The 22,730-nt window shown below is 73.4% G+C and carries 21 protein-coding genes, 1 other RNA gene and 1 pseudogene; 19 read left to right on the forward strand and 4 right to left on the reverse strand.

Translation table 11 applies throughout. The annotated features are described in order from the left end of the window. Positions 1 to 35: 35 nt before the first annotated feature. Positions 36 to 2,483, forward strand: a pseudogene (locus tag Q2K19_RS19090) (DEAD/DEAH box helicase); the annotation flags it as partial. Then, complete coding sequence (locus Q2K19_RS19095; protein ID WP_302762660.1) at positions 2,480 to 3,436, forward strand: SWIM zinc finger family protein; 957 nt, start codon at positions 2,480 to 2,482, stop codon at positions 3,434 to 3,436. The pseudogene Q2K19_RS19090 and the gene Q2K19_RS19095, both read left to right, overlap by 4 nt. A gap of 90 nt (positions 3,437 to 3,526) precedes the next feature. Here the strand turns inward: Q2K19_RS19095 and Q2K19_RS19100 are convergent, their stop codons facing one another. Then, positions 3,527 to 3,784 carry a DUF3040 domain-containing protein gene (locus Q2K19_RS19100; protein WP_302762661.1) on the reverse strand — a complete coding sequence of 86 codons (258 nt, stop codon included), beginning with the start codon at positions 3,782 to 3,784 and terminating at the stop codon, positions 3,527 to 3,529. A gap of 432 nt (positions 3,785 to 4,216) precedes the next feature. On the opposite strand from Q2K19_RS19100, the gene Q2K19_RS19105 reads away from it, so the two are divergent. The 4 genes from Q2K19_RS19105 to Q2K19_RS19120 are packed head-to-tail and all read left to right on the forward strand — an operon-like array spanning position 4,217 to position 7,331. Then, complete coding sequence (locus Q2K19_RS19105) at positions 4,217 to 4,552, forward strand: DUF1501 domain-containing protein (RefSeq protein WP_302762662.1); 336 nt, start codon at positions 4,217 to 4,219, stop codon at positions 4,550 to 4,552. After that, entirely contained in the window at positions 4,549 to 5,964 is a 1,416-nt protein-coding gene (locus Q2K19_RS19110; protein WP_302762663.1) for a ferredoxin reductase family protein, read from the forward strand. Before Q2K19_RS19105 ends, Q2K19_RS19110 begins: the two co-directional genes overlap by 4 nt. A 15-nt stretch (positions 5,965 to 5,979) precedes the next feature. After that, positions 5,980 to 6,555: an FMN-binding protein gene (locus Q2K19_RS19115; protein WP_302762664.1), complete on the forward strand. Its 576-nt coding sequence runs from the start codon at positions 5,980 to 5,982 to the stop codon at positions 6,553 to 6,555. Positions 6,556 to 6,605: 50 nt separating this feature from the next. After that, positions 6,606 to 7,331: an FAD:protein FMN transferase gene (locus Q2K19_RS19120; protein WP_302772626.1), complete on the forward strand. Its 726-nt coding sequence runs from the start codon at positions 6,606 to 6,608 to the stop codon at positions 7,329 to 7,331. A 330-nt stretch (positions 7,332 to 7,661) separates the two neighbouring features. On the opposite strand, the gene Q2K19_RS19125 is transcribed toward Q2K19_RS19120, so the two are convergent. Then, complete coding sequence (locus Q2K19_RS19125; protein WP_302772629.1) at positions 7,662 to 8,333, reverse strand: bifunctional DNA primase/polymerase; 672 nt, start codon at positions 8,331 to 8,333, stop codon at positions 7,662 to 7,664. Positions 8,334 to 8,575: 242 nt separating this feature from the next. Here Q2K19_RS19125 and Q2K19_RS19130 point away from each other — a divergent pair, with 242 nt between their 5' ends. The 7 genes from Q2K19_RS19130 to mctP all read left to right on the forward strand — a co-directional run bounded on the left by Q2K19_RS19130 (position 8,576) and on the right by mctP (position 15,381). Further along, entirely contained in the window at positions 8,576 to 9,802 is a 1,227-nt protein-coding gene (locus Q2K19_RS19130; protein ID WP_302762665.1) for a helix-turn-helix domain-containing protein, read from the forward strand. A gap of 16 nt (positions 9,803 to 9,818) precedes the next feature. Further along, positions 9,819 to 10,400 carry a flavoprotein gene (locus Q2K19_RS19135; RefSeq protein WP_302762666.1) on the forward strand — a complete coding sequence of 194 codons (582 nt, stop codon included), beginning with the start codon at positions 9,819 to 9,821 and terminating at the stop codon, positions 10,398 to 10,400. Positions 10,401 to 10,538: 138 nt separating this feature from the next. Next, entirely contained in the window at positions 10,539 to 11,369 is an 831-nt protein-coding gene (locus tag Q2K19_RS19140) for a Nif3-like dinuclear metal center hexameric protein (RefSeq protein ID WP_446839802.1), read from the forward strand. Beyond that, on the forward strand, positions 11,366 to 12,103 hold the full coding sequence (locus tag Q2K19_RS19145) for a zinc ribbon domain-containing protein (RefSeq protein ID WP_302762668.1): 738 nt from the start codon (positions 11,366 to 11,368) through the stop codon (positions 12,101 to 12,103). The genes Q2K19_RS19140 and Q2K19_RS19145 overlap by 4 nt, the downstream gene beginning before the upstream one ends. Positions 12,104 to 12,108: 5 nt before the next feature. Further along, entirely contained in the window at positions 12,109 to 13,329 is a 1,221-nt protein-coding gene (locus Q2K19_RS19150) for a bifunctional RNase H/acid phosphatase (RefSeq protein ID WP_302762670.1), read from the forward strand. A gap of 154 nt (positions 13,330 to 13,483) precedes the next feature. Next, positions 13,484 to 13,726, forward strand: a complete 243-nt coding sequence (locus tag Q2K19_RS19155; RefSeq protein WP_262282281.1) for a DUF3311 domain-containing protein — start codon at positions 13,484 to 13,486, stop codon at positions 13,724 to 13,726. Then, positions 13,726 to 15,381: a monocarboxylate uptake permease MctP gene (mctP, locus tag Q2K19_RS19160; RefSeq protein ID WP_302762671.1), complete on the forward strand. Its 1,656-nt coding sequence runs from the start codon at positions 13,726 to 13,728 to the stop codon at positions 15,379 to 15,381. Before Q2K19_RS19155 ends, mctP begins: the two co-directional genes overlap by 1 nt. A 69-nt stretch (positions 15,382 to 15,450) precedes the next feature. On the opposite strand, the gene Q2K19_RS19165 is transcribed toward mctP, so the two are convergent. Next, the gene (locus tag Q2K19_RS19165) at positions 15,451 to 15,918 is read right to left on the reverse strand and encodes a MarR family winged helix-turn-helix transcriptional regulator (protein WP_302762672.1); all 468 of its coding nucleotides are present in this window, start codon (positions 15,916 to 15,918) and stop codon (positions 15,451 to 15,453) included. A 56-nt stretch (positions 15,919 to 15,974) separates the two neighbouring features. On the opposite strand from Q2K19_RS19165, the gene Q2K19_RS19170 reads away from it, so the two are divergent. Further along, positions 15,975 to 17,207: an MFS transporter gene (locus Q2K19_RS19170; protein ID WP_302762673.1), complete on the forward strand. Its 1,233-nt coding sequence runs from the start codon at positions 15,975 to 15,977 to the stop codon at positions 17,205 to 17,207. 69 nt (positions 17,208 to 17,276) lie between these two features. Here the strand turns inward: Q2K19_RS19170 and Q2K19_RS19175 are convergent, their stop codons facing one another. Continuing rightward, positions 17,277 to 18,038 carry a sulfite exporter TauE/SafE family protein gene (locus Q2K19_RS19175; RefSeq protein ID WP_302762674.1) on the reverse strand — a complete coding sequence of 254 codons (762 nt, stop codon included), beginning with the start codon at positions 18,036 to 18,038 and terminating at the stop codon, positions 17,277 to 17,279. A gap of 124 nt (positions 18,039 to 18,162) precedes the next feature. On the opposite strand from Q2K19_RS19175, the gene Q2K19_RS19180 reads away from it, so the two are divergent. The 5 genes from Q2K19_RS19180 (at position 18,163) to Q2K19_RS19200 (ending at position 22,668) form a co-directional block, all read left to right on the forward strand. Beyond that, positions 18,163 to 18,672 (forward strand): SigE family RNA polymerase sigma factor, encoded by a 510-nt coding sequence (locus Q2K19_RS19180; protein WP_302762675.1) that lies wholly within the window; start codon positions 18,163 to 18,165, stop codon positions 18,670 to 18,672. Beyond that, a complete protein-coding gene (locus Q2K19_RS19185) occupies positions 18,669 to 20,114 on the forward strand; it encodes an SH3 domain-containing protein (protein WP_302762676.1) in 1,446 nt (481 codons plus the stop codon). The genes Q2K19_RS19180 and Q2K19_RS19185 overlap by 4 nt, the downstream gene beginning before the upstream one ends. Positions 20,115 to 20,200: 86 nt before the next feature. Beyond that, positions 20,201 to 20,610: RNase P RNA component class A (rnpB, locus tag Q2K19_RS19190), an RNA gene on the forward strand. Between the two features lie 342 nt (positions 20,611 to 20,952). Beyond that, positions 20,953 to 21,351, forward strand: a complete 399-nt coding sequence (locus Q2K19_RS19195) for a hypothetical protein (RefSeq protein WP_302762677.1) — start codon at positions 20,953 to 20,955, stop codon at positions 21,349 to 21,351. 921 nt (positions 21,352 to 22,272) lie between these two features. Next, positions 22,273 to 22,668, forward strand: coding sequence for a hypothetical protein (locus Q2K19_RS19200; RefSeq protein ID WP_302762678.1), 396 nt, complete (start codon positions 22,273 to 22,275; stop codon positions 22,666 to 22,668). Positions 22,669 to 22,730 lie beyond the last annotated feature (62 nt).

The following is a 22,730-nucleotide window of genomic DNA, read 5'->3' on the forward strand; positions in this document are numbered from 1 at the left end:
CCACTGCCGCATCCGCGGCCGGAGTCGAGGGCGGCGCCGAGCCGGGGGAGCTGGTGGCCGACGCCCTCGACGCGCTGGCCGACGCCGCCGCCCGGGCCGCCCTCGCCGACACCCGGCTGCACCGGGGCATGCGCCCCGGCGGCCCGGTGCCCCGCTGGCTGGCCGCGTTGACCGGCCCGGAACGCGCCTTCACCACCGAACCGGCCGCCCTGGAACTGCTCCGCACCGAGCTGGACGCCTGGCAGCGCGACGCGGCCGGCGGGGCGGTACGCGCCGCCTTCCGCTTGGTCGAACCGGAGGTCGACCCGGTGGCCGAGCTGGTCGAGGGGGGTGCCTGGCGGGTCGAGTTCGGCCTGCACCCGGCGGACGAGCCGGGCCTCGTGGTCGACGCCGCGCAGGTCTGGCGGGGGCCGGCGCGGGCGCTCGCCGGCCGCGGGGTCGACCCGCAGGAGACGCTCCTCGCCGAGCTGGGCCGGGCCAGCCGGCTCTGGCCGGAGCTGGACGACGCGCTGCGGACCGCCACGCCGGAGGGGCTGGAGCTGGACGCCGAGGGAGCGCACCGGTTCCTCCGGGAGGGCGCGCCGGTGCTGCACGCGGCCGGCTTCGGGGTGCTGCTGCCGTCCTGGTGGCGGCGCTCCTCGGCCCGGCTCGGCGCCCGCCTGCGGGCGCGTAGCCGCACCGCTCCCGGCACGGTCGCCGCCGCCTCCGCCGGGCTCGGGCTGGACGCTCTGGTGGACTACCGCTGGGAGGTGGCCCTCGGCGACCAGCCGCTGACCGCCGACGAGCTGGCGTCCCTGGCCGAGTTGAAGTCCCCGCTGGTCCGGCTGCGCGGCCGCTGGGTGGAGCTGGACCCCAACCGGCTCGCCGCCGGACTGCGGCTGCTCCGCTCGGCCGGCGAGTTGACCGTGGCCGACCTGCTCCGGATGGGGCTCGCCGAGGCCGACCGCCCGGACGGGCTGCCGGTGCTGGAGGTCACCGCCGACGGGGCGCTGGGCGAGCTGCTCGCCGGGGAGGCGGAGCGGCGGCTCACCCCGGCCGACCCGCCGCCCGGATTCGCCGGCACGCTGCGGCCGTACCAGCGGCGCGGGCTGGCCTGGCTGGCCTTCCTCCAGTCACTCGGGCTGGGCGGGATCCTCGCCGACGACATGGGCCTGGGCAAGACCGTGCAGTTGCTCGCCCTGCTCGCCGGGGACCCGCCGGAGGCCGGGCCCACCCTGCTGGTCTGTCCGATGTCGCTGGTCGGCAACTGGCAGCGGGAGGCGGCGAGGTTCACCCCGGGGCTGCGCGTCCACGTGCACCACGGCGCGGAACGGGCCCGGGGCGAGGAGTTCAGCGCCGCCGTGCACGCGGCGGACCTGGTCCTCACCACCTACTCGGTGGCCGCCCGGGACGCGTACGACCTGGCCGGGATCGACTGGCACCGGGTGGTGGTGGACGAGGCGCAGGCGATCAAGAACGCCGCCACCCGGCAGGCCGAGGCGGTCCGGTCGCTGCCCGCCCGGCACCGGGTCGCGGTCACCGGTACGCCGGTGGAGAACCGGCTCGCCGACCTCTGGTCGATCATGCAGTTCGCCAACCCCGGCCTGCTCGGGCCGGCGGCCACCTTCCGCAAGCGGTTCGCCGAGCCGATCGAGCGGCACGGCGACGCCGAGGTGGCCGGGCGGCTGCGCCGGATCACCGGCCCGTTCGTGCTGCGCCGGCTCAAGACCGACGCGTCGATCATCTCCGACCTGCCGGAGAAGCTGGAGATGGAGGTGCTCTGCAACCTCACCGCCGAGCAGGCCGCGCTCTACCGCGCGGTGGTCGACGACATGATGGCCCGGATCGAGTCCAGCGACGGGATGGAGCGGCGCGGCCTGGTGCTGGCCACCATGACCCGCCTCAAGCAGGTCTGCAACCACCCGGCGCAGCTGCTGCACGACGGCTCGGCCCTGCCCGGCCGCTCCGGCAAGCTGGAACGCCTTGAGGAGATCGTCGACGAGGTCCTGGCCGCGGGGGAGAAGGCCCTGCTCTTCACCCAGTACGCGGAGTTCGGGGGCATGCTGCGCGGGCACCTGTCGGCGCGTACCGGCCGGGAGGTACTGCTGCTGCACGGCGGCGTCGGCAAGGCCGACCGGGACGCCATGGTGACCCGGTTCCAGTCCCCGGCCGGGCCGCCGATCTTCGTCCTCTCGCTCAAGGCCGGCGGCACCGGGCTGACCCTGACCGCGGCGAACCACGTGGTGCACGTGGACCGCTGGTGGAACCCGGCGGTCGAGGACCAGGCCACCGACCGGGCGTTCCGGATCGGTCAGCGCCGCCGGGTGCAGGTGCGCAAGTTCGTCTGCGCCGGCACCGTGGAGGAGAAGGTCGCCGCCATGATCGCGGACAAGCGCAGCCTGGCGCAGCGGGTGGTGGGCACCGGCGAGCAGTGGGTCACCGAGCTCTCCACCGAGACGCTGCGCGAGCTGTTCGCGCTGGAGTCCGGGGCGGTGGTCGAATGACCACACCGGACGGACCGTCCCGGTTCGCCGACTTCGGCCCGCCCCGGCGGGTCGAGGGCGGGCTGAAGGCGCGCAGCACCCGGGGCGCCATCGGCCGGTCCTGGTGGTCCCGGCGGTTCCTGGAGGTGCTGGAGTCCTTCGCCCTCGGCACGCGGCTCACCCGGGGCCGGGCGTACGCGCGCAAGGGCCAGGTGCTCCGGCTCGACATCGCCCCCGGGCTGGTCGCCGCCAGCGTGCAGGGCTCCCGGCCCGACCCCTATCCGGTGCGGATCGGGCTGGCGGCCTACCCGGAGGGGGTCTGGGACCGGATCGAGGCGGAGCTGGCCGGGCAGGCGTTCTTCAGCGCCCGGCTGCTGGCCGGGGACCTGCCGCCCGAGCTGGAGGAGCTGTTCGCCGCGGCCGGCGCGCCGCTCTTCCCGGCCACCGTGGACGAACTCGACCAGCACTGCGGCTGTCCCGACTTCGCGGTGCCGTGCAAGCACCTGGCGGCCAGCTTCTACCTGCTCGCCGAGGCGTTCGACGCGGACCCGTTCCAGCTCCTGCACTGGCGCGGCCGCAACCGGGCCGAGCTGCTCGACCGGCTGCGTACGCTGCGGGGCGGCGGCGCCATCCCCGACGCCGTCCCGCCCGACCGGGCGGCGGCGCCGGGCGGGCCGGCCGGGACGGCGGTCGGCGATGCCCCACCGGAGCCGTCCGTCGCCGGGGCGGCGCGGGTGCTGGGCGGGCTGCCGGCGCTCTCGCCGGCCGAGGCGGTGGGCCGGTTCTGGCTGTCCCCGGTGCCGCTGCCCGACCGGCCCCCCACCCTGGCGGCCGGGCCGGAGCTGCTGGTGCGCCAGCTCGCCCCGCCCGGGGCCGAACTCGGCGGTCCCGGCCTGGTCGAGCGGCTGCGCCGGGCGTACCGGGAGTTCGGCCGGCCCCGGCCGGCGGCCGGCCGAGAGCCCGGGCCGGAGTGACGCGGTTCCGGACCGTGCCGATGCCGCCCCGGGCCGGTGGACCGGGGGTCCACGCCGTGACGTCCGGTGAGATGCGGCGCGCCGGCACGGTCACAGCCAGCGCCTTCGGAACCGCCACATCAGGCCGGCGTTGGCCAGCAACACCAGGGCGCAGATCGCGCCGGCCAGCCGGCCGGCAAGTACGGTCATCGCCGGCAGCGAGGCCCACAGCACGATCGTCAACAGCATCAGGTACCGGCCACGGCGGGCCCGGGCCCGGGAGTCGAGCCGGGCGAAGAACTGCGGGTCGCTCTCCCGCAGCTGGCGGGTGATCTGCTCGAACCTGCGCTGATCCTCTTTGCTGAGCATGGCGGTGCCTTCCCCTCACGGCTTCAGCGGTTCGGCGGCTTACCCGCAACGGCGGCGGGTCACGCGCCGGTCCTGCCGCTACTTTCGCCGGTCCGGACGGCACCGGCGGAGCTTCCGGGCGGAGGACCTCAGGGCGGGCTTATCCGTGACTTAACTTTCGCTGTGCGATGGAACGCGCCCAACAGCGCGGTGGCGACCGAAAACGCTACGTCGCGGCCCTGGCCGCCCGGGTCCGGCCGACTGGGACGGCGGTGCCCGGAGCGGGGCGTAGCACGCTCCCGGGGTGGGTGCTGAGCAGCGTCTCAAGTGCCCTCGCGGGCGTCTTGAGCGGCTCCGGCACGTGGCTACCTTCCCGTGGCAACTCCTCCGGAAACCGTCGCCGCCCCTCCTGGCCCGCCCCGCCGGTCGGGCCGGGACTGACCAACCTGGACGATGGGCGCGGCCTTCTTCACCGATCTCGGCGACCGGGCCGCCGACGTCACGATCATGGTGTCCAGCGAGTTCGGCCGGTGGGTCGCCGCCAACCAGGGCGGCACCGACCACGGGCACGGGGGTGTGATCACGATCCGGAGCGGGCGTAGGCTCGCCGGACCCCTGCTCGGGTCGTGGCACGGACTGAACGATCTGGACAGCGGTGACGTACCCGAATACAACACCATGTTCAACGTCTTACGGATCGGTCGCCCAGGGCCGATTCGGCTGACCACGGCACAGATCGGCAAGATCTTCCCCCGGCAGGAATTCACCCCCATGAAGCTGCACGCGTGACATACCAGGACACCCGCACCGTCGGGCGCCGGAGCGGGGCATCCGCCCCGTACGGCGGCCGCTCGGCTGCCCCGCCGCCGCCCGGCCGGCCTCGCCGCGGGGCGGCCGGCCGCCGTACCCTCTCCGGGCTGTTCTGGCTGGGCCTGGCCGCCACGGTGCTGCCCTGGTGGCTGGACACCCCGGCCGGCTCGCTGGCCGGGACCACCGACGTGCTCACCGCCGCCGGCCGGATCACCGGCCTGGTCGCCGGCTACCTGCTGCTGGTCCAGGTGCTGATGATGAGCCGGCTCGGCGTGCTGGAGCGCTGGGTCGGCGGTGAGCGGCTCTCCCGGGCGCACCGGGACCTCGGCGCCACCCTGCTGGTGGCGGTCCTCGCCCACGTCGCCCTGCTCGTGGTGGGTTACGCCCGGATCGAGGAGAAATCCGTCCTCGGCGAGGTCGGCGCCCTGCTGTCCGACTACGAGGACATGATCTCCGCGTTCCTGGCCGCCGGGATCATGGTGGCGGTCGGCTGCACCGCCGTGCGGGGCGTCCGCCGGCGCCTGCCCTACGAACTCTGGTACCACCTGCACCTGACCAGCTACCTCGCGCTGCTGCTCGGCTACGGCCATCAGTTCAGCAACGGCGCGCAACTCTACGAGCCCGGGCCGGTGCGCACCGGATGGGCCGCCGCGTACCTGCTGGTCGTGGCGGCCCTGGTCTGGGGCCGGGTGATCGCCCCGCTGCACTTCAACCTGCGCCACCGGCTGCGGGTCGCCGACGTGGTGGCGGAGAGCCCGGACACCATCTCGATCTACCTGACCGGTCGCCGGCTCAACCAGATCGACATGCTCGGCGGGCAGTACTTCCGCTGGCGCTTTCTGAACCTCGGCGGCTGGTGGCAGTCCCACCCGTTCTCGCTCTCCGCAGCGGCCAACGGTCGCTGGCTGCGGCTCACCGTCAAGGTGGTCGGCCGGCACACCGCGGACCTGCGGGACCTCACCGCCGGCACCCGGGTGTGGGCCGAAGGGCCCTCGGGCACCTTCACCGCGGTGCACCGGACCAGGGAGCGGGCCCTGCTGATCGCCGGGGGCAGCGGCATCGCGCCGCTACGGGCGATGCTGGAGGAGTTGCCGCCCGGCGCGGCCGTGATCTACCGGGCCCGGACGCCCGCCGACGTCCTCCTGCACCAGGAGCTGGACTGGCTGGCCCACGCCCGGCACACCTCGGTCTGGTACGTGATCGGCTCCCGGGACGATCCCGGTCCGCGCCAGGTGATGAGCCCGGAGGGGTTGCGCCGGCTGGTACCCGACCTGACCCGCCGCGACGTCTACCTGTGCGGCCCGGGCGGCCTGGTCGACGAGGCCGTCCGCGTGCTGCGCCGGGCCGGCGTCCCCCGACGGCAGATCCACCTGGCCACCTTCGAGCTGTAGAGAGGCCCCCCACCCATGCGTCGCGCGCTCCTCGCCATCACCGGCCTGGCCGCCAGCACCACCGCGCTGCTGGTGCTCAAGGGTTCCCCGGGCGCCACCCAGATCGCCCAGGGCCTGCCCGCCGCCGGGGCGCCCGTCGCCCCCGGCGGGTCGACGGCCCCCGGCCTCACCCCGGGCGCCACCCCCGATCCCACCGCCTCGGCGAAGGCGAGCGTCAAGCCCGGTGCCAGCCGGACCTCGGGGGCGAAGGCCAGCCCCACCGTGAGAACGACCACCGCCGCCCCGCGGACCACCACCAGCGCCCCCAGGCCGGCCACCCGGACGGTCACCGGCCCGACCGTCAGCTACAAGTACGGCTCGCTCCAGGTGCGGATCACCCTCAGCGGCACCCGGATCGTCGACGCCACCGCCCTCGGCATGCCGGTCGGCGGGCAGTCCGGCCAGCGCAGCGACGACGTGCAGGCGCGCTACAGCGGCACCGCCGGCGAGGTGGTCGCCAAGCAGAGCGCCAACCTCAACACGGTCTCCGGGGCCACCTACACCAGCACCGCGTACCAGCAGTCGCTCCAGGCCGCGATCGACAAGGCGTGACGGGGATGGGCTCGGAGGTCCGGCCCGGCCTGCGCCGGGTCGAGCAGATCATGGGTACGGCGATCAGCCTCGACCTGGCCGACGACCTGCCCGCCGCCACCCTGTGGGAGTTGGCCGAGGAGACCTTCGGCTGGCTCCGCGAGGTCGACGCGCGGTTCAGCACGTACCGGGCGGACAGCGAGGTGTCCCGCCTCGACCGGGGCGAGCTGCCGCTCGCGGACACCTCGGCCGACCTGCGGGCCGTGCTCGAGCGCTGCGCCGACCTGTGGGCGGAGACCGACGGCTTCTTCGACGCGTACGCGACCGGCCGGCTGGACCCATCCGGCTACGTCAAGGGCTGGGCGGCGCAGGTCGCCTCCGACCGGCTGGTCGCCGCCGGTGCCGGCAACCACTGCCTGAACGCCGGCGGCGACGTCCGGGTGCGCGGCCGATCGGCCGGCGGTGGGGAGTGGCGGATCGGTGTCCGGCACCCGTGGGACCCCGGCGCCGCCTGCCTGGTGCTGACCGGCACGGACCTGGCGGTCGCCACCTCCGGCGTGTACGAGCGTGGCCACCACGTGCTCGATCCGCGCCAGGGCGTCCCGGCGCGCGGCCTGCGCTCGGTCACCGTCGTCGGCCCCGACCTGGGCACCGCCGACGCCTACGCCACGGCGGCGGTGGCGATGGGCGCCGCCGGGATCGCCTGGCTCGACGCCCTGCCCGCCCCGCACCTGCACGTCGTCGTCACCGACGACGCCCGCCTGCTCCACTCCCGCACCCTGCCGCTGACCTCCTGACGTCTGCCTCGTCCGGTCGGCGGTGGGGCGCGCCGCCAGCGGCGTGATCGACGGGGGCTGCGTGATCGACGGCGGCGGTGTGGTCAGCGGAGCGGGCGGTGGAGGATGGCGGGGCGGGAGCCGGTGGGGCGGGGGCGGCCGGGGCGCGTGCTCCAGGGGCGGGTGGTGGCCCAGCGGCGCCAGCGGCGGTGGTACCACGGAGGTTCGGCGCCGCCGGTGTGGCGGGGCACGTCGTCCCTGGACATGGTCAACCCCCGGTCTGGCGCGAGCGCGCCCTCAGCGGGTTCAACGAGTGCGGCGCCGGGGAGGTCGCTGTCGGGCGGTCGTCGGTCAGCCGCCGCGCCGGGGGAGCGGGAGCTGGCCGGGGAGCAGCTCGGGGGTGAGCCGGATCCCGGCCGCCCGTAACGCCGCGATCAGCGCGTTCTGCACCAGGTAGGAGTCGGGGAGCTGCCAGCGGGCATGCTCGGGGGCGACCGCCCACCGCACCGTCCCCTCGGGCAGCCGGGTCGGCGGCGCCGCGATCCACGAGCCGGGGCCGTGCCGGACCACCTGGAAGCAGTGCTCCAGCTCCGGCCGGAGCGGGTCGCCCGGACGGACCAGGAACATCCAGCGGCCGGTCGGGGTGACCAGCACCGGCCCGCGTACGCCGACCCCGGCCGGATGGGTCGCGACGGTGTCCAGCACCCGTCGGCCGAGGTGGGCGGCGACCTCCAGCACGTCGAACGAGCGCCCGGTGGGCAGCAGCACCCCGTGCGGCCGGTCGCGCCACCAGGTGGCCACCCGGGCCGGGTCGGCGCTCGCCGCGTGCTCCCAGTTCTCCAGGGCGGGGTGGCAGCCGACGGTGGGACAGCCGGCCCGGCCGCAGACGAAGCGGCGGTTGGCCAGGCAGGCGCCGGGGGTGACCGGCCAGCCGTGGGCGGCGTAGCGGACGGCCACCCGGCGCAGCCGGACCCGCTCCAGCGGCGACAGGTGGGCCACGCGTGGTCCGACATCGCCCCACATGCCCGCCATCCCCTCTCGTCCTGAACGGACGGTCCACACGTAACACTTCGCGCACCGTCACCGCCGTAACTCATGTTCGTTGAGTTGGCGAACGGCAGATGCAACTTGCACGGAAACTACGAGGACTGGCCGTACGGCTGACGCACAGAGTGTGCGACCAGGGAAAGCCTGGACACTGACGGACCGCTGCGGTGGTCGATCGGGGGGATCGCTCGGACGCGCGGGCAGGGGGAGGGTGCAAGATGGACGATTTGCCCATCGGCCGTCGGGTGGCGTACTGGCGTAGCCGGCGCAAGATGTCCCAACAGGTCTTCGCCGACCGGCTCGGCAAGTCGAAGAGCTGGGTGGACAAGGTCGAGCGCGGGGTACGGCGGCTGGACAAGTTCTCCGTGCTCTACGAGATCGCCGACATCCTCCAGGTCGACGTCCAACTCCTGCTCGGCAAGGATCCGGAGCGGCGTACCGACGCGCTCAACTGCATCGACCAGGTCGAGGTGGAGGAGATCCGGGCCGCGCTGGAGCGGTACGACTCGATGAGCGCCTACTTCGACGCGGCGCCCTACCCTCCGCCGCTGACCGACATGCGCAAGGCGGTCAGCCACGCCTGGCTCACCTACCAGTACGGCCGCTACGGCATGCTCACCCGTGCCCTGCCCAAGCTGCTGCGCGACGCCCAGGCCGGCGACGCCGGCTACGCCGGCGACCAGGCCCGGGAGGCGGCCCACCTGCTCGGGCAGGTCTACCAGATCGCCTCCTCGGTGCTGCGCAAGCTCGGCGAGTGCGACCTGGCCTGGCTGGCCGCCGACCGCTCGATGGCGGTCGCCCAGCGGGCCGACGACCCCCTGCTGGCCGGCATCGCCACCACCCGGGTCTGCAACGCCCTCGTCGCGATGGGCCGGCCCCGCCCGGCGCTGGAGCTCAACGTGCGGATCGCCAACCGGCTCGCCCCCGGCGGCGGCAACGATGTCACCCCCGACCGCCTCTCCGTCTACGGCATGCTGCTGCTCCAGGGCGCGATGGCCGCCGCCCGGATCGGCGACTCCGCCACCGTCGACGACCTGCTCACCGGCGCCAAGGAGGCGGCCACCCTGCTCGGCGGCGACCAGAACCACTACTGGACCTCCTTCGGGCCGACCAACCTGGAGCTGCACCGGGCCGCCGCCGCGGTCGAGCTGGGTGACGGCGGCCGGGCGGTGGAGACCCACCACCGGATCGCCGACCCGGCGTTCAACGCCCTGCTGCCCGAGCGGCGCGCGCACCACCTGCTCGACATCGCCCGGGGCTTCGCCCAGATCGGCGACGTCGCGAACGCCGGGGAGATGCTGCTGCGGGGTGACCGCCTCGCGCCCTCCGAGATCCGCTGCCGGCCGATCGCGCACGAGGTGATGTCCGACGTGCTCCGACGCACCCGTGGTACGCCGCCGCCGCCGATTGCCGAGTTGGCTGAGCACATGGGAGTCGGAGTATGAGCGCGGCGCCGGTCGGATGAACGGTTCACCCACCAGCAACGGGCGCCGCCGGGTGCTCTACGTCATCGCCTGCGGTTCGCCGCTGGCCCGTCACGTGGGCCGGCTCGTCGACCTCGCCCAGCAGGAAGGCTGGGACGTCTGCGTGGTCACCACGCCGGACGGCGCGAAGTTCGTCGACCGGACCGAGCTGGCCCGGCAGACCGGTCACCCGGTACGCACCCACTACAAGAACCCGGGCGACCCGGACGTGCTGCCCCCGGCGGACGCCATGCTGGTCTGCCCGGCGACGGTCAACACCGTCAACAAGTGGGCGGCCGGCATCACGGACACGCTCGCCCTGGGGCTGCTGGTCGAGGCGCAGGGCCTCGGGGTGCCGATCGCGGCGGTCCCGTACACCAACTCGGCGATGGCCGCCCATCCGGCGTTCCTCGCCGGGGTGGCCCGGCTGCGGGAGTGGGGCGTGCAGGTGGTCTTCGGCGACCACGTCCTACCGCTGCACCCGCCTGGCACCGGCGAGCGGCACCTGGACGCCTTCCCCTGGGCGGTCGGGCTCGCGGCGCTGGCCGGCGCGCGCCGCCCGGCCACCCCGGTCGGCTGAGGTGCGAGCAGGGGTCCCTTGTCATCGCTTTCTGCCGTACCAGGGGCTCCTCCTCGCCGCTGTGGGCGTGGCGGGCGGCGGACGCCGGTAAGCTGGCCGGCCGTGAGCACAACCGGATCCCCGCCCACGGTCGGCGACGTGGTGGCCGCGCTGGACCGCCGGTACCCGCCCGCCTGGGCCGAGGAGTGGGACCGGGTCGGCCTGGTGCTCGGCGAGCCCAGCGCCCCGGTGCGCCGGGTCGCCTGCGTGGTCGACGTGGTGCCGGAGACGGTGGAGGAGGCGCTCGCCGCCGGGGCCGACATGATCGTCGCGCACCACCCGCTGCTGCTGCGCGGCGTCTCCTCGGTCGCCGCGACCACGTACAAGGGTCGGATCGTCCACCGGTTGATCAAGGCGGACATCGCGCTGTACGTCGCGCACACCAACGCCGACGTGGCCGACCCCGGCGTCTCCGACGCCCTGGCCGCCCGGTTCGGGCTGACCGGGCTGCGCCCGCTGCACCGCCCGCGCCCCGGCTCGCCCGCCGACGGCCCGGGGCGGGGCATCGGCCGGATCGGGGAGCTGCCCACCCCGCTGACCCTGGCCGAGCTGACCCGGCACGCCGCCGCCGTGCTGCCCGTCACCAGTTGGGGAGTTCGCGCCGCCGGTGATCCCGGGCGTATGGTTCGTACCCTCGCCGTGAGCGGCGGCTCGGGGGACAGCTTCCTCGCCGAGGCCACCGCCGCCGGGGTGGACGCGTTCCTCACCGCCGACCTGCGCCACCACCCCGCCGGTGAGCACCTCGCCGCCGGCGGCCCGGCCCTGCTGGACGCCGCCCACTGGGCGACCGAACGACCCTGGCTGGACGACCTGGCCGCGCAGCTGCGGGCCGAGCTGGGCGTCGAGACCGTGGTGTCAGACCTGGACACCGACCCCTGGACCGTGCACGCCGCCGCACCCCGACCGGACGACAAGGAGCTCCGACCGTGAAGGCTGACCCGAAGGTGCAGCGCCGCCTGCTCGACCTGCAGGCGCTCGACACCGCCCTGGCCCAGCTCGCCCACCGCCGCCGGACGCTGCCGGAGCTGGCCGAGCTGGAGGCCCTCGCCCGGGAGCTCTCCGCGCTGGAGGACGAGCGGGTGCGCGCCCAGGTGGCCGTGGACGACCTGGACCGCGACATCGCCCGCCTGGAGAAGGACATCGACCAGGTCCGGGCCCGCAAGAGCAAGGACGAGGCGCGGCTGGCGTCCGGCAGCGGCCCGGCCCGGGAGCTGGAGGCGCTCCAGCACGAGCTGGTCTCGCTGAACCGGCGGCAGGGCGACCTGGAGGACGCCGAGCTGGAGCTCATGGAGCAGCGGGAGACCGCGCAGGGCGTGCTCGACGGCATCGAGCGGCGGATCGCCGACGCGCGGGACCGGCGGACCGCCGCCGAGCAGCGCCGCGAGGAGAGCCTGGGCCAGATCGCCAAGGAGGAGGAGTTCAAGCGCGGCGCCCGCCAGCCGCTCGCCGGCGACCTCCCCGCCGATCTGGTCGCCCTCTACGACCGGATCCGCGAGGACACCGGGCTCGGCGCGGCGCTGCTCACCGGCGCCCGCTGCGGCGGCTGCCGGCTGGAACTCTCCGGCGCCGACCTGGCCCGGATCCGCAAGGCCGCCCCGGACGAGGTGGTCCGCTGCGAGGAGTGCCGGCGGATCATGGTCCGGACCAGCGAGTCGGGGCTGTAGCCGTCGTGGCGGTGCGGGCGGTCGTGGTGGAGGCCGACGGCGGGTCCCGGGGCAACCCGGGGCCGGCCGGCTACGGCGCGTTGGTCCGGGACCCGGAGACCGGCGAGGTGCTGGTCGAGCGCTCCGAGGCGATCGGCACGACCACCAACAACGTCGCCGAGTACCGGGGCCTGATCGCCGGGCTGGAGGCCGCCGCCGAGCTGGGCGCGGTCGAGGTCGAGGCGCGGATGGACTCCAAGCTGGTGGTCGAGCAGATGTGCGGCCGCTGGCAGATCAAGCACCCGGGGCTGCGGCCGCTCGCCGCGCAGGCGGCCGCCCTGGTCGGCCGCTTCGACAGCGTACGGTTCAGCTGGGTCCCCCGGGAGCGCAACCGGCACGCCGACGCGCTGGCCAACGCGGCGATGGATGCCGCCGCCGGCCGGGCCCCGGCCCGCCCGGCCGTGGAATCGCCGCGGATCGTGGAGCCGCCCCGCGAGGTCGCCGGTCCCGACTCGGCCGCCCGCGCCGCCGCCCGTGAGGTGGCCGCCCGGGCCGCCACCGACCGGGTCACCGGCACCGACCCGGCCACCACGCCCGCCTCCTGGGAGCCGCGGCCCGCCGAGGAGGCCACCCGGCTGATCCTGGTCCGGCACGGTGAGACCGAGCGGACCGTGCAGAAGCGCTACTCGGGTCGCGGGGACGTCCCGCTCACCGACCGGGGCCGGGCCCAGGCCCGGGCCACCGCCGCCCGGGTGGCCGCCCTGGCGCCGTCCGTCGCGGCCGTGCTCAGTTCCCCGCTGTCCCGGTGTACGGCGACCGCCGAGGCGATCGCCGCGCTGGTCGGCAAGCCCCCGGTACGCCCCGACGACGACCTGATCGAGTGCGACTTCGGGGCCTGGGAGGGGCGCACCTTCGCCGAGGTACGCGAGGGCTGGGCGGGGGAGTTGGACGCCTGGCTCGCCTCCACCCGGGTGGCCCCGCCGCAGGGCGAGTCGTTCACCGCGGTCGCCGAGCGGACCGGCCGAGCGGTGGAGCGGCTGCGCGCGGCGTACCCGGGGGAGACCGTCGTGGTGGTCTCGCACGTCTCGCCGATCAAGCTGGTGCTGCGCGACGCCCTGGCGGCCGGCGACGCCTTCCTGCACCGCCTCTACCTGGACACCGCCGGCATCTCGGTGCTGGACCTGTACCCGGACGGCGGCGTCGCCGTCCGGTCGGTGAACGACACCGCGCACCTCGCCGACCGCTGACCTCGGCAGCCACCCCGGCCGCCCGTTCTCGCCGTTCGGCGCACGCGGGCGGCCGCTCGGCGCAACGGGGTCATCCGGCTGAACGTGACCGCCTTCACAGGGTCGTAGCCTCCGGCCGTCACATGGCAAGTTACGACTACCGGAGGTGTGTCACATGGCTGCACCAGAACCGGAGGCGCCGACAACGGCGCGATCCAGGGCGAAGGACCACAGCCCCTGGAACTGGTTGCTCTTCATTCCGATCGTGGTGCCGCTGATCCCGGCCTTCTTCAACGCCGACTCACCCCGGCTGTTCGGGTTCCCGCGCTTCTACTGGCTGCAACTGGCCTGGATCATCCTCGGCGTGGCCACCACCACGCTCGTCTACCAGATGACCAAGAAGCGGGGTGATCGGTGATGTGGCGTGACCACCTGACCGAGATCATCGTCTTCACGATCCTCTTTTTGCTGGTCAGTGCGATGGGTTTCGTGGCGGCCCGGTGGCGTGCGCCGCGCGACATGGCGCACCTCGACGAGTGGGGGCTGGGCGGCCGCAGCTTCGGCGGCTGGATCACCTGGTTCCTGGTCGGCGGTGACCTCTACACCGCGTACACGTTCGTGGCGGTGCCGGCGCTGATCTTCGGGGCCGGTGCGGCGGGCTTCTTCGCTGTGCCCTACACGATCGTCATCTACCCGTTGGTGTTCCTGGTGCTCTGCCGGCTCTGGTCGGTGTCGCACCGGCACGGCTTCGTCACCCCGGCGGACTTCGTCCGCAACCGGTTCGACTCGCCGATCCTGGCGCTGCTGATCGCGATCACCGGCATCGTGGCCACCATGCCGTACATCGCCCTGCAGCTGGTCGGCATCGAGGCGGTGCTCAAGACCATGGGCGTGACCGGGGACAGCGCGGTGGCCCGGCACCTGCCGATCATCATCGCGTTCGCGATCCTGGCCGCGTACACGTACCAGTCCGGGCTGCGCGCGCCGGCGCTGATCGCGTTCGTCAAGGACTCGCTGATCTACATCGTGATCCTGGTGGCGGTCTTCTACCTGCCGTACAAGCTCGGCGGGTGGGGCCACATCTTCGACGTGGCCGACGCGAAGTTCAAGGCGAGTCCCGCGCCCGGTGACGGCATCCTGCTCAACGCCAACAACCAGCTCCAGTACGTCACCCTGGCGTTCGGCTCGGCGCTGGCGCTGTTCCTCTACCCGCACAGCATCACCGGCGTGCTGGCCAGCCGGAACCGGGACGTGATCAAGCGGAACATGTCCGCGCTGCCGGCGTACAGCCTGCTGCTCGGCCTGATCGCGCTGCTCGGCTACATGGCCATCGCGGCCAACGTGAAGCCGCTGCCCGGGGCGAAGGCCGGCAGCGTGGACGGCAACACCGTGGTGCCGCTGCTCTTCGACAGCCAGTTCCCGAACTGGTTCGCGGGCGTGGCCTACGCGGCCATCGGCATCGGGGCGCTGGTGCCGGCGGCGATCATGTCGATCGCGGCGGCCAACCTGTTCACCCGCAACATCTACAAGGAGTACCTGAAGCGGGACGCCACCCCGGCGCAGGAGGCGAACATCTCGAAGATCACCTCGCTGGTGGTGAAGGTCGGCGCGGTGGCCTGCATCGTCTTCCTCGACCCGCAGTTCTCCATCGACCTGCAGCTCATCGGCGGCGTGATCATCCTCCAGACGCTGCCGGCGGTGGCCCTGGGCCTCTACACCCGCTGGTTCCACCGGGGTGCGCTGATCGCCGGCTGGGTGGCCGGCATGGGCCTGGGCATGTGGATGCTCTACCAGGTCGCGAACCCGGCCACCGGCAAGAAGCACTTCGCCGGATCGGCCTTCCCGCTCTCCGAGTTCGGCTTCGACACCAAGAAGACGATCTACGTCGGGATCGTGGCGGTGCTGGTCAACCTGGCGGTGGCCGCGCTGGTGACCCTGGCGCTGCGGGCGGCGAAGGTGGCCGACGGGGTGGACGGCACCGCCCCGGACGACTACTTCGTCGACGAGGGTGACCCGCGGGTCACCCCCGGCCCCGAGCGCGACGCCGACTCCGCCCGCGAGCCGGTCGCCTGAAAGCAGGGGCCCCCTGTTAACGCCTCGCGTTGTACAGGGGGCCCCTCCTAACAGCCCGGGGCGCCGCGCTCAGCGGCGCCGGTTGCGCGCGTCGAGGGCCTCGTTGAGCCGGTGCAGCAGGTCGGCGAGGGTGTCCCGGTCCTCGCCGGTCCAGCCGGCCAGGATGTCGCCGTAGAGCCGGGTGCGGGCGGCCCGGACCGCGGCCATCCGCTGGAGGCCGGCGGGGGTCGGCGAGATCACCGTGCCGCGCCCGTCGGCCGGGTCGGGGGTACGCGCGATCAGCCCGTCCCGCTGCATCGCGGAGACCTGTCGGGTGACCGTGGAGCCGTCCAGGTTCAGCCGGGCGGCCAGGGCCGAGACGTTCTGCGGGCCGGCCTTGTCCAGGTGCCGCAGGATCACGTACGCGGCCCGGTCCAGCACCCGGTGCTCCGCGGTGCCGGTGGCCCGGCGGGTCGCCTCGCCCAGCCGCATGAGCAGCGCGACCTCGGTCTCGATCCGCCCGAGTGTGACCTCTTCGGTGTTGGCGTCGTCCCTCATAGCTGTATGATACAACTGAATTACCTGTACGATACAGCTATCTGGGAGGTTGCGGAGTGGATCGGCGTTCCGAACCCAACCGCAGTGCCATCTACGCCACCACGCTGGTGGCCTTCCTCGCCATCGCCGGCATCGCCGTGGTGGACCCGATCCTGCCCGCCATCGGCGAGGCCATCGGGGTCACCGCCTGGCAGGTCGAGCTGCTCTTCACCGCGTACATCGCGGTGATGGCGGTCGGCATGATCCCGGCGACCCTGGCCAGCGGGAAGTTCGGCTTCAAACCGGTGCTGATCACCGGCGTCTCGGTGGTCGGCCTGGCCGCCATCCTCGCGTCGTTCAGCAACGACATCGTCCAGCTCTCCGCGCTGCGCGGCGTCTGGGGCCTGGGCAACGCGATGTTCTTCGCCACCGCCATGGTGGTGCTGGTCAACCTGGCCAACGACCGGGAATGGGTGGTCGGCCTCTTCGAGACCGCGCTCGGCCTCGGCTTCGCCGTCGGCCCGCTGATCGGCGGCCTGCTCGGCGAGGTGAGCTGGCGGCTGCCCTTCTTCGTCTGCGGCGTCTTCATGGTGCTGGCGCTCGCCGTGGCGTCCCGCAAGCTCCGCGAGCCCGCCACCAAGCTGCCGCCCGTGAAGGTCGGCTCGATCTTCGCCACCTACCGCAAGCCGGCGTTCATCACCCTCTGCGTGGTCACCGCGGCGTACAACTTCGTCTTCTTCGTGGTGCTCGGCTACACGCCGCTCTACCTGCACCTGGACGTCATCCCGCTGGGGCTGGCCTTCACCGGCTGGGGCCTCGGCCTGGCCGCCGGCATCCTGCTGATCGGCCACCGGCTGGCGCACCGGATCGGCGCCGTACAGACCGTCGGCGTCGCGATCGCCGGCCTGCTGATCTGCATGGTCCTCTTCGCCACCTCCACCGGCACCGCCATGTCGCTCGTCGTGCTGGTGCTCGCCGGCCTGTTCATGGGCCTGGCCAACGCCAACCTCACCGACCTGGCGCTCGGCCTCGGCTCCAGCGACCGCCGGGTCGCCACCGGCGCGTTCAACCTGGTCCGCTGGGGTGCCGCCGCGCCGGCCCCGATCATCTCCGGCAAGCTCGCCGAGCACAGCCTGGCCCTGCCGTTCTGGGTCGGCTTCGGGGTGCTCGCCGTGGGCGTGCTGGTCTACCTCGCCTTCGCGCACCTGATGGCCGCCGGCTACGGCGAGCGGGTGCTCTGGTCCCGGTGGAACTCGGCCGCCCGGCGCAACGAGCACGCGCCGGAGGAGCCGGTCGGCGAGGCCTACTGACCTTCGTCCCTCCTGGTCGAACCGCCCCGGCGCAGCGTCGCGCCGGGGCGGTTCGGCGTCCGGGACGGGTCAGCTCAGCGCGCGCGTGAGCAGGTAGAGGCCGATCACCGTGCCGAAGACCACGATGAGGGTCCGCAGCACCACCGGCGGAAGCCGGCGGACCAGCCGGGCGCCCACGTACCCGCCGACCAGGGTGGCCGGCGCGACGACCGCGACCGCCGCCCAGTCCACCGGGCCGAAGAGCGCGAACACCACCAGCGTGGTCAGCCCCACCACCGCCGAGAGCAGGTTCTTGATGGCGCTGACCCGGGCCAGGGTGGTGTCCAGCACCAGGGCCAGGCCGGCCACCAGCATCACCCCGAGCGCGGCGCCGAAGTAGCCGCCGTACACCGTGCCCACGGCGACCATGGCCTGCACGGTGACGGTACGGCGGCGCGGGCTCAGGTGGGCCGGATGCCCGACCAGCCGGCGCAGCGGATCCTGGAAGGCCAGCAGGGCGGTCGCGCCCAGCACCAGGAACGGCACCACCAGCTCGAACGCCCGCGCGGGCGTGGCCAGGAGTAGCACGCACCCGACGGCCGTGCCGAGCACGGCGGTGGGCAGCAGGGGCCACAACGCCCGGCCGCGCGGCAGGTCCATCCGGCTGCCCGCGACGCTGGCCACGTAGCCGGGGAAGACCGACACCGAGTTGCTGACGTTCGCGGGCACCGGAGGCAGGCCGGTCGCGATCAGCGCCGGGAAGGTGATCAGGGAGCCGCCCCCGGCCACCGCGTTCACCGTGCCCGCGGCGAGACCGGCGGCGACCAGCAGCGCGGCGTCGGAGAGGTCCATGATCCCCAGAGGCTAGTACGACCCGGCGGGAACTCAACTTTTCGCTACATTGTCGCGTCGTTCCCATCGACAGGGGCCTGACGAAGGGAGCGAGCCGTGCGTCGTCACGACGAGGGGTCGGCCGGTGGATGACCCGGAGTTCCGCGAGTTCGTGCAGGCCCGCTACACCGACCTGCTGCGCACCGCGTACCTGCTGACCGGCGACCGGGACGCCGCGCAGGACCTGGTGCACGAGGCGTTGCTGAAGGTGATGCGGCACTGGCGGCGGGTCGACGAACCGATGGCGTACGTGCGGCGGGCGATGGTGAACGAGCGGACCAGTCGCTGGCGCCGCATCGGGCTGCGGGAGCTGCTCACCTCGACGGTGCCGGACCGGGTCGGCCCGGACAGCACCGACGGGGTGGCCGTCCGGGACGAACTGCTCGCCGCGCTGGACCGGCTGCCGGTCCGGATGCGCACCGTGCTGGTGCTGCGCTACTGGGAGGACCTGCCCGAGGCGGAGGTGGCGGCGGTCATGGACTGCTCCCTCGGGACGGTGAAGAGCCAGGCGGCCCGCGGGCTGGCCCGGCTGCGGGAGGTGCTGGCCGCGCCGCGGCCGCGGGTGGCCGGCGGGTTGCTGGGGGAGCGGGCATGAGCGTGGACGAACTGCGGGCGGGGCTGGCCCGGATCGCCGAAACGGTGGTGCCGGGCCCCGATCCGTACGAGCGACTGATGCGCCACGCGCGACGGCGCTGCCGGCGTCGGTTCGCGGGCCTCGGGGCGGCGGTGGCCGCGGTCCTGGTGGCGGCGCTGGCGGGTCCGGCGGCGCTCACCGCGGCGGACCTGCGGCCGAGGGTGGACGACTCCCGGATCGGGCACGGTCACCGGATCGACTCGACGTGGAGCAGGCGTCTGATCGACTCACCGACCCGGGGAAGCCTGGCCGGGGACCAGGCCTTCGTCGCCAAGGTGGCGCGCCTCTTCGACCGGCGACGGGCCGAGGTGTTGATGGCCGACGACCTGCCCACGGTGAAGGTGCTCTACGCCGACGAGTCCGCCGGGTTCCGGCAGGTGGTGCTGGTCTACCACTCGGCGACGGCGGCGGCCCTGGTGAGCCGGGAGGGCCCGGTCGGCGCGTCACCGGACCGGCTGTTGCGGGGCGACGGGCTGAGCAACGCGCCGGTCGACCCGTTCAATCTCCTCAGCGCTGCCTCCGGGACGCCCGGTGCCCAGCGGCAGTGGCTGCTCGGGCTGGCCCCCGCCGGCTGCCGGGTCTCCCTGGGCCGGACCGCGCACCCCGACGACCTCGGGCTGCGGCGGCAGTGGCAAGCGGTGCCCACCGACGGCTACGTCCTGGTCGACCAGGCGTCGACTGACGGCTGGTGGCGGGTCGAGTGCGACGGACAGGTCCGGCAGGAAGGGCCGATGTGGTTCGCCGAGACGGACGGCCCCGCAAACGACGGGGCGTATCCGGACGACGGCCGGTGGGCATCGAGTGCGGAACCGCCCAACCCGACGGTGGCCCGGCAGGCCGGGCGGATGTACGCGGCCCTGGCCCGCCAGTCCGGCCTGGTCGACGCGGCGCGGCCGGTGATCCGGTGGTCCGGCCGGCTCGACACCGCCGGCGGCGCGGCGGTGCTGCTCGCCGCCCCGGGGAAGGGGCCCCTCCTGCTCCAGGCGGGCGACAGCGGGGCCGCCCCGCTGGCGGCCCTCGCCACGACCCGGGACCCGGCCCCGACCGAGCCCGCGGCGCCCGCCGGCCCGCTGCGCTCGCCGCTGGTGGCCACCGGCTACGCCCCGGCGGACGACCTGCTGGCGGTCCGGGTGCCGGCCAGCGACGGCGACCGGGCGGTGCTCACCGACCAGCTGTTCGTGGTGCCCGGCGAGGGCGTGAGCCGGATCGAGGCGGTCGCCGACGGGAAGGTCCGGGCGAGCGCGGCCGTGACCGGCGGGGCAGCTTTGCTCACCCTGCCCGTCGGCAGTCCCGTCCTGCTGCGCGGGCTCGATCGGGAGGGCGTGGTGCGCTCGTCCGGCCCGCTGCACGAACCGGCCACCGGTGAGCGGATCTTCAACGAGCCGCTCGTGTCGAACTGGTAGCGCGTGTCCGGTACGGGGGCGTCCGGCCCGGTGCCGGGGCGGAAATGGGCGGGGCGGGCCCGTCGTTAGGATGAGTGCGCGACGGACGAGTCGACCGGGCGGTCGCGTCGGCGGGCTGCGGCCCGCCGCCGAGGAACGTCCGGACTCCACAGGGCAGGGTGGTTGCTAACGGCAACCCGGGGTGACCCGCGGGACAGTGCCACAGAAAACAGACCGCCGGCCCTAAACGGGACGGTAAGGGTGAAACGGTGGGGTAAGAGCCCACCAGCATCCCGGGTGACCGGGATGGCTCGGTAAACCCCACCCGGAGCAAGGCCAAGAAAGGGTCGTCACCGCAAGATGACGGTCCGCGCAGACGCTTGAGGGCTGCCCGCCCGATGTCTGCGGGTAGGCCGCTGGAGCCTGCCGGCGACGGTAGGCCGAGATGGATGGCCGCCGCCGACGCGCCTTCGGGCCGCGTCGGTCACAGAATCCGGCGTACAGGTCGACTCGTCCGTCGCCCACCAGGCCAGCCGCCCTAACATGGTGGCTGGCCTGCCGTTTCTTCATGTACTGCTGGTCGTCCTCGGTCATCTTTGGTCGGCGCTTGACGGCCCAGCAACGGCCCAGGCGGCCCACAGGCGGCCCGCAGCACCGTCAGTTTGGAAGAGCGTGCTCAACCGGTCGCGATGCCCGAAACGCCTGCGGCCGGCGGTGGAGCGTTGTGCCCCTGGTGCCCGCTCGTGACCGCTGCGTTTCCCGAGTACTGGCCCGTGGATGGCCCGGCTCAGCCCTCGGACTTGCAGAGGTCACGGTCGCCCTGCGTGGGCGATCGATGTTGGCTCGTATCCTGCGGGCCATGCCCGATGATCCCCTCAGCTCGCATCCACCACTCAGGCGAGCGTCCCGTACGTTCATCACCGCGCTGCTGGTGTTCGGCGTGGTGGTGCCATCCGCCGTCATCCGTGAGCTGATCGAGGGCGCGATGGGCAGTGGCCCGCTGGCGGATCTCGACTGGATCGCAGTTCCGATGGCGGTCACTGCCTGGCTTGCGCCGCGTGCTTCCTACCGTCGTCGCGACGCGCTGTGGTGGTTCATTAGCCCGGTCGGCCTCTACATGTTCGTGGTGATCGCTTGGCGGGTAGCCTTCCTGCCCTACCGCGATTGGCCGCCTCGACCCGATGAGGCATCTCGGGTCCGCTGGCTGCGCGACCGTCAACAGGCAGGATTGTGGCACCTGTCCGGGGCAGCAAAGTAGGTGGTGGCGGCCGAGTGGTTGAAGGCGGATCTCCTCGTCGGGCAGTCGTAGACCGTCCAGCCTCCCCGGACGGGGACAAGGTGGAGCGCCTCCACCGGACGAGTCTCAATGGCGGTCGTCAAGGGCCGGCGTCGCGACCGAAGGTTTATGGGATCAAACTGCCCGCCCCGCCGACCTGGACACATGGCGGTCTAGCAGCGGAAACGCCTCCCGACATCTCCCAGCGGTCGCCCGCCGTTTGCCGGCCTCTTGCGGACTGGATGCGGACCGTCGCGCAAGCGCGGTCAGCTCGGGGCGCGCCAAGCACCTTCCGCCCTTGCGCCCCACCGGGCGGGCCCGAACAATCTTGCCGTGCCCGATGGCCTAGGTCCGTTCCTATGCGTCCTGATTCTGCTGGGCGTGTGGTCCAGCGTGATCAGCGCACTGCTCGGCCGCCTGAACTCGTGGGAGGCGGTACCAGGGGAGTCGCCGTGGCGGTTCTGGGGACCGGGCATTCTGGCGTGGTCATGGCCCATTGTCGTGGTCGCATGCTTCCTCCTGGGGTTCATCACCCCTTGGGCCGTCTACCTCCTGGCCCTGGCCCCACTGGCGCTCTTGACCGCAACCGCACTGACTTTGCTGGAGTTCCGACGCCGACACGCTGAGGACCTTGTGGCGGAGACGCCTCGGCGCTTCAAGGACTGACACGAGAACCCCCCTCGGCCGAGGCGATGAACGGCCCACCGTCAGCTTGGAAGGTGCCTGTCGTCTGGTCCGTCAGCTAGGCTGGCGTCCCTGCTGAGCAGCAACGCAACTAGAGGTGGCACGGCCGGATTGCTCAATCCTGCTACGGCCTGCCGCCCCCGGTTGCCCCCTCTTGACCGCTGTATCGGGCACGCCTCGGGCACGCTTCGCGGGTAGCGCTGGTGCATCAACTCGGGGATGATCATCGTCATGTCCGAGCAAGATCTGGCCGGAACCTGGCGTCGCATCATCCGAGGGGACAGCAAGTCCTGGGTCGTATTCGCCCACGGCACGTGCGTCGTACTACCAGACCCCGGACCCAGGGTTGACCTCGCCGCTCAGGCCGTTGACATCCTGCGCGAGTACGGCCCCGTCTACGCCGGCTCACCTGCTGGAGACTTCGGCACCATCACCCTCGATCCCGGTCCCGGATGGGTGGTCTACGGCCACCACAACGACGTGCTGACCTACGTAGGGCCCGACGAGATCTCGGACAACAGCGATCTGGCCGTTGGTCTGCACGGACGCAGAAAGCGAGACCAGGACGGCCATGAGCTTGACGTCGTACACGTCGAGGACAAACGGCCGCGGTGAATCGGGGCCGAGCTTCCGTTGTCAGACGTTGAAGCGGAACTCAGATCGGGCGTGGCTTGGCC

Origin of the sequence: Micromonospora sp. NBRC 110009 (assembly GCF_030518795.1) — a bacterium.
GTDB lineage: Bacteria > Actinomycetota > Actinomycetes > Mycobacteriales > Micromonosporaceae > Micromonospora.

What these genes read in the sequence shown, in the direction of transcription:
- Q2K19_RS19095 (WP_302762660.1), top strand. Translation starts at nt 2,480, where the DNA reads ATGACCACACCGGACGGACCGTCCCGGTTCGCCGACTTCGGCCCGCCC.
- Q2K19_RS19100 (WP_302762661.1), bottom strand. Translation starts at nt 3,784, where the DNA reads ATGCTCAGCAAAGAGGATCAGCGCAGGTTCGAGCAGATCACCCGCCAG.
- Q2K19_RS19105 (WP_302762662.1), top strand. Translation starts at nt 4,217, where the DNA reads ATGGGCGCGGCCTTCTTCACCGATCTCGGCGACCGGGCCGCCGACGTC.
- Q2K19_RS19115 (WP_302762664.1), top strand. Translation starts at nt 5,980, where the DNA reads ATGCGTCGCGCGCTCCTCGCCATCACCGGCCTGGCCGCCAGCACCACC.
- Q2K19_RS19120 (WP_302772626.1), top strand. Translation starts at nt 6,606, where the DNA reads ATGGGTACGGCGATCAGCCTCGACCTGGCCGACGACCTGCCCGCCGCC.
- Q2K19_RS19125 (WP_302772629.1), bottom strand. Translation starts at nt 8,333, where the DNA reads ATGTGGGGCGATGTCGGACCACGCGTGGCCCACCTGTCGCCGCTGGAG.
- Q2K19_RS19130 (WP_302762665.1), top strand. Translation starts at nt 8,576, where the DNA reads ATGGACGATTTGCCCATCGGCCGTCGGGTGGCGTACTGGCGTAGCCGG.
- Q2K19_RS19135 (WP_302762666.1), top strand. Translation starts at nt 9,819, where the DNA reads ATGAACGGTTCACCCACCAGCAACGGGCGCCGCCGGGTGCTCTACGTC.
- Q2K19_RS19155 (WP_262282281.1), top strand. Translation starts at nt 13,484, where the DNA reads ATGGCTGCACCAGAACCGGAGGCGCCGACAACGGCGCGATCCAGGGCG.
- mctP (WP_302762671.1), top strand. Translation starts at nt 13,726, where the DNA reads ATGTGGCGTGACCACCTGACCGAGATCATCGTCTTCACGATCCTCTTT.
- Q2K19_RS19165 (WP_302762672.1), bottom strand. Translation starts at nt 15,918, where the DNA reads ATGAGGGACGACGCCAACACCGAAGAGGTCACACTCGGGCGGATCGAG.
- Q2K19_RS19175 (WP_302762674.1), bottom strand. Translation starts at nt 18,038, where the DNA reads ATGGACCTCTCCGACGCCGCGCTGCTGGTCGCCGCCGGTCTCGCCGCG.
- Q2K19_RS19185 (WP_302762676.1), top strand. Translation starts at nt 18,669, where the DNA reads ATGAGCGTGGACGAACTGCGGGCGGGGCTGGCCCGGATCGCCGAAACG.
- Q2K19_RS19195 (WP_302762677.1), top strand. Translation starts at nt 20,953, where the DNA reads ATGCCCGATGATCCCCTCAGCTCGCATCCACCACTCAGGCGAGCGTCC.
- Q2K19_RS19200 (WP_302762678.1), top strand. Translation starts at nt 22,273, where the DNA reads ATGATCATCGTCATGTCCGAGCAAGATCTGGCCGGAACCTGGCGTCGC.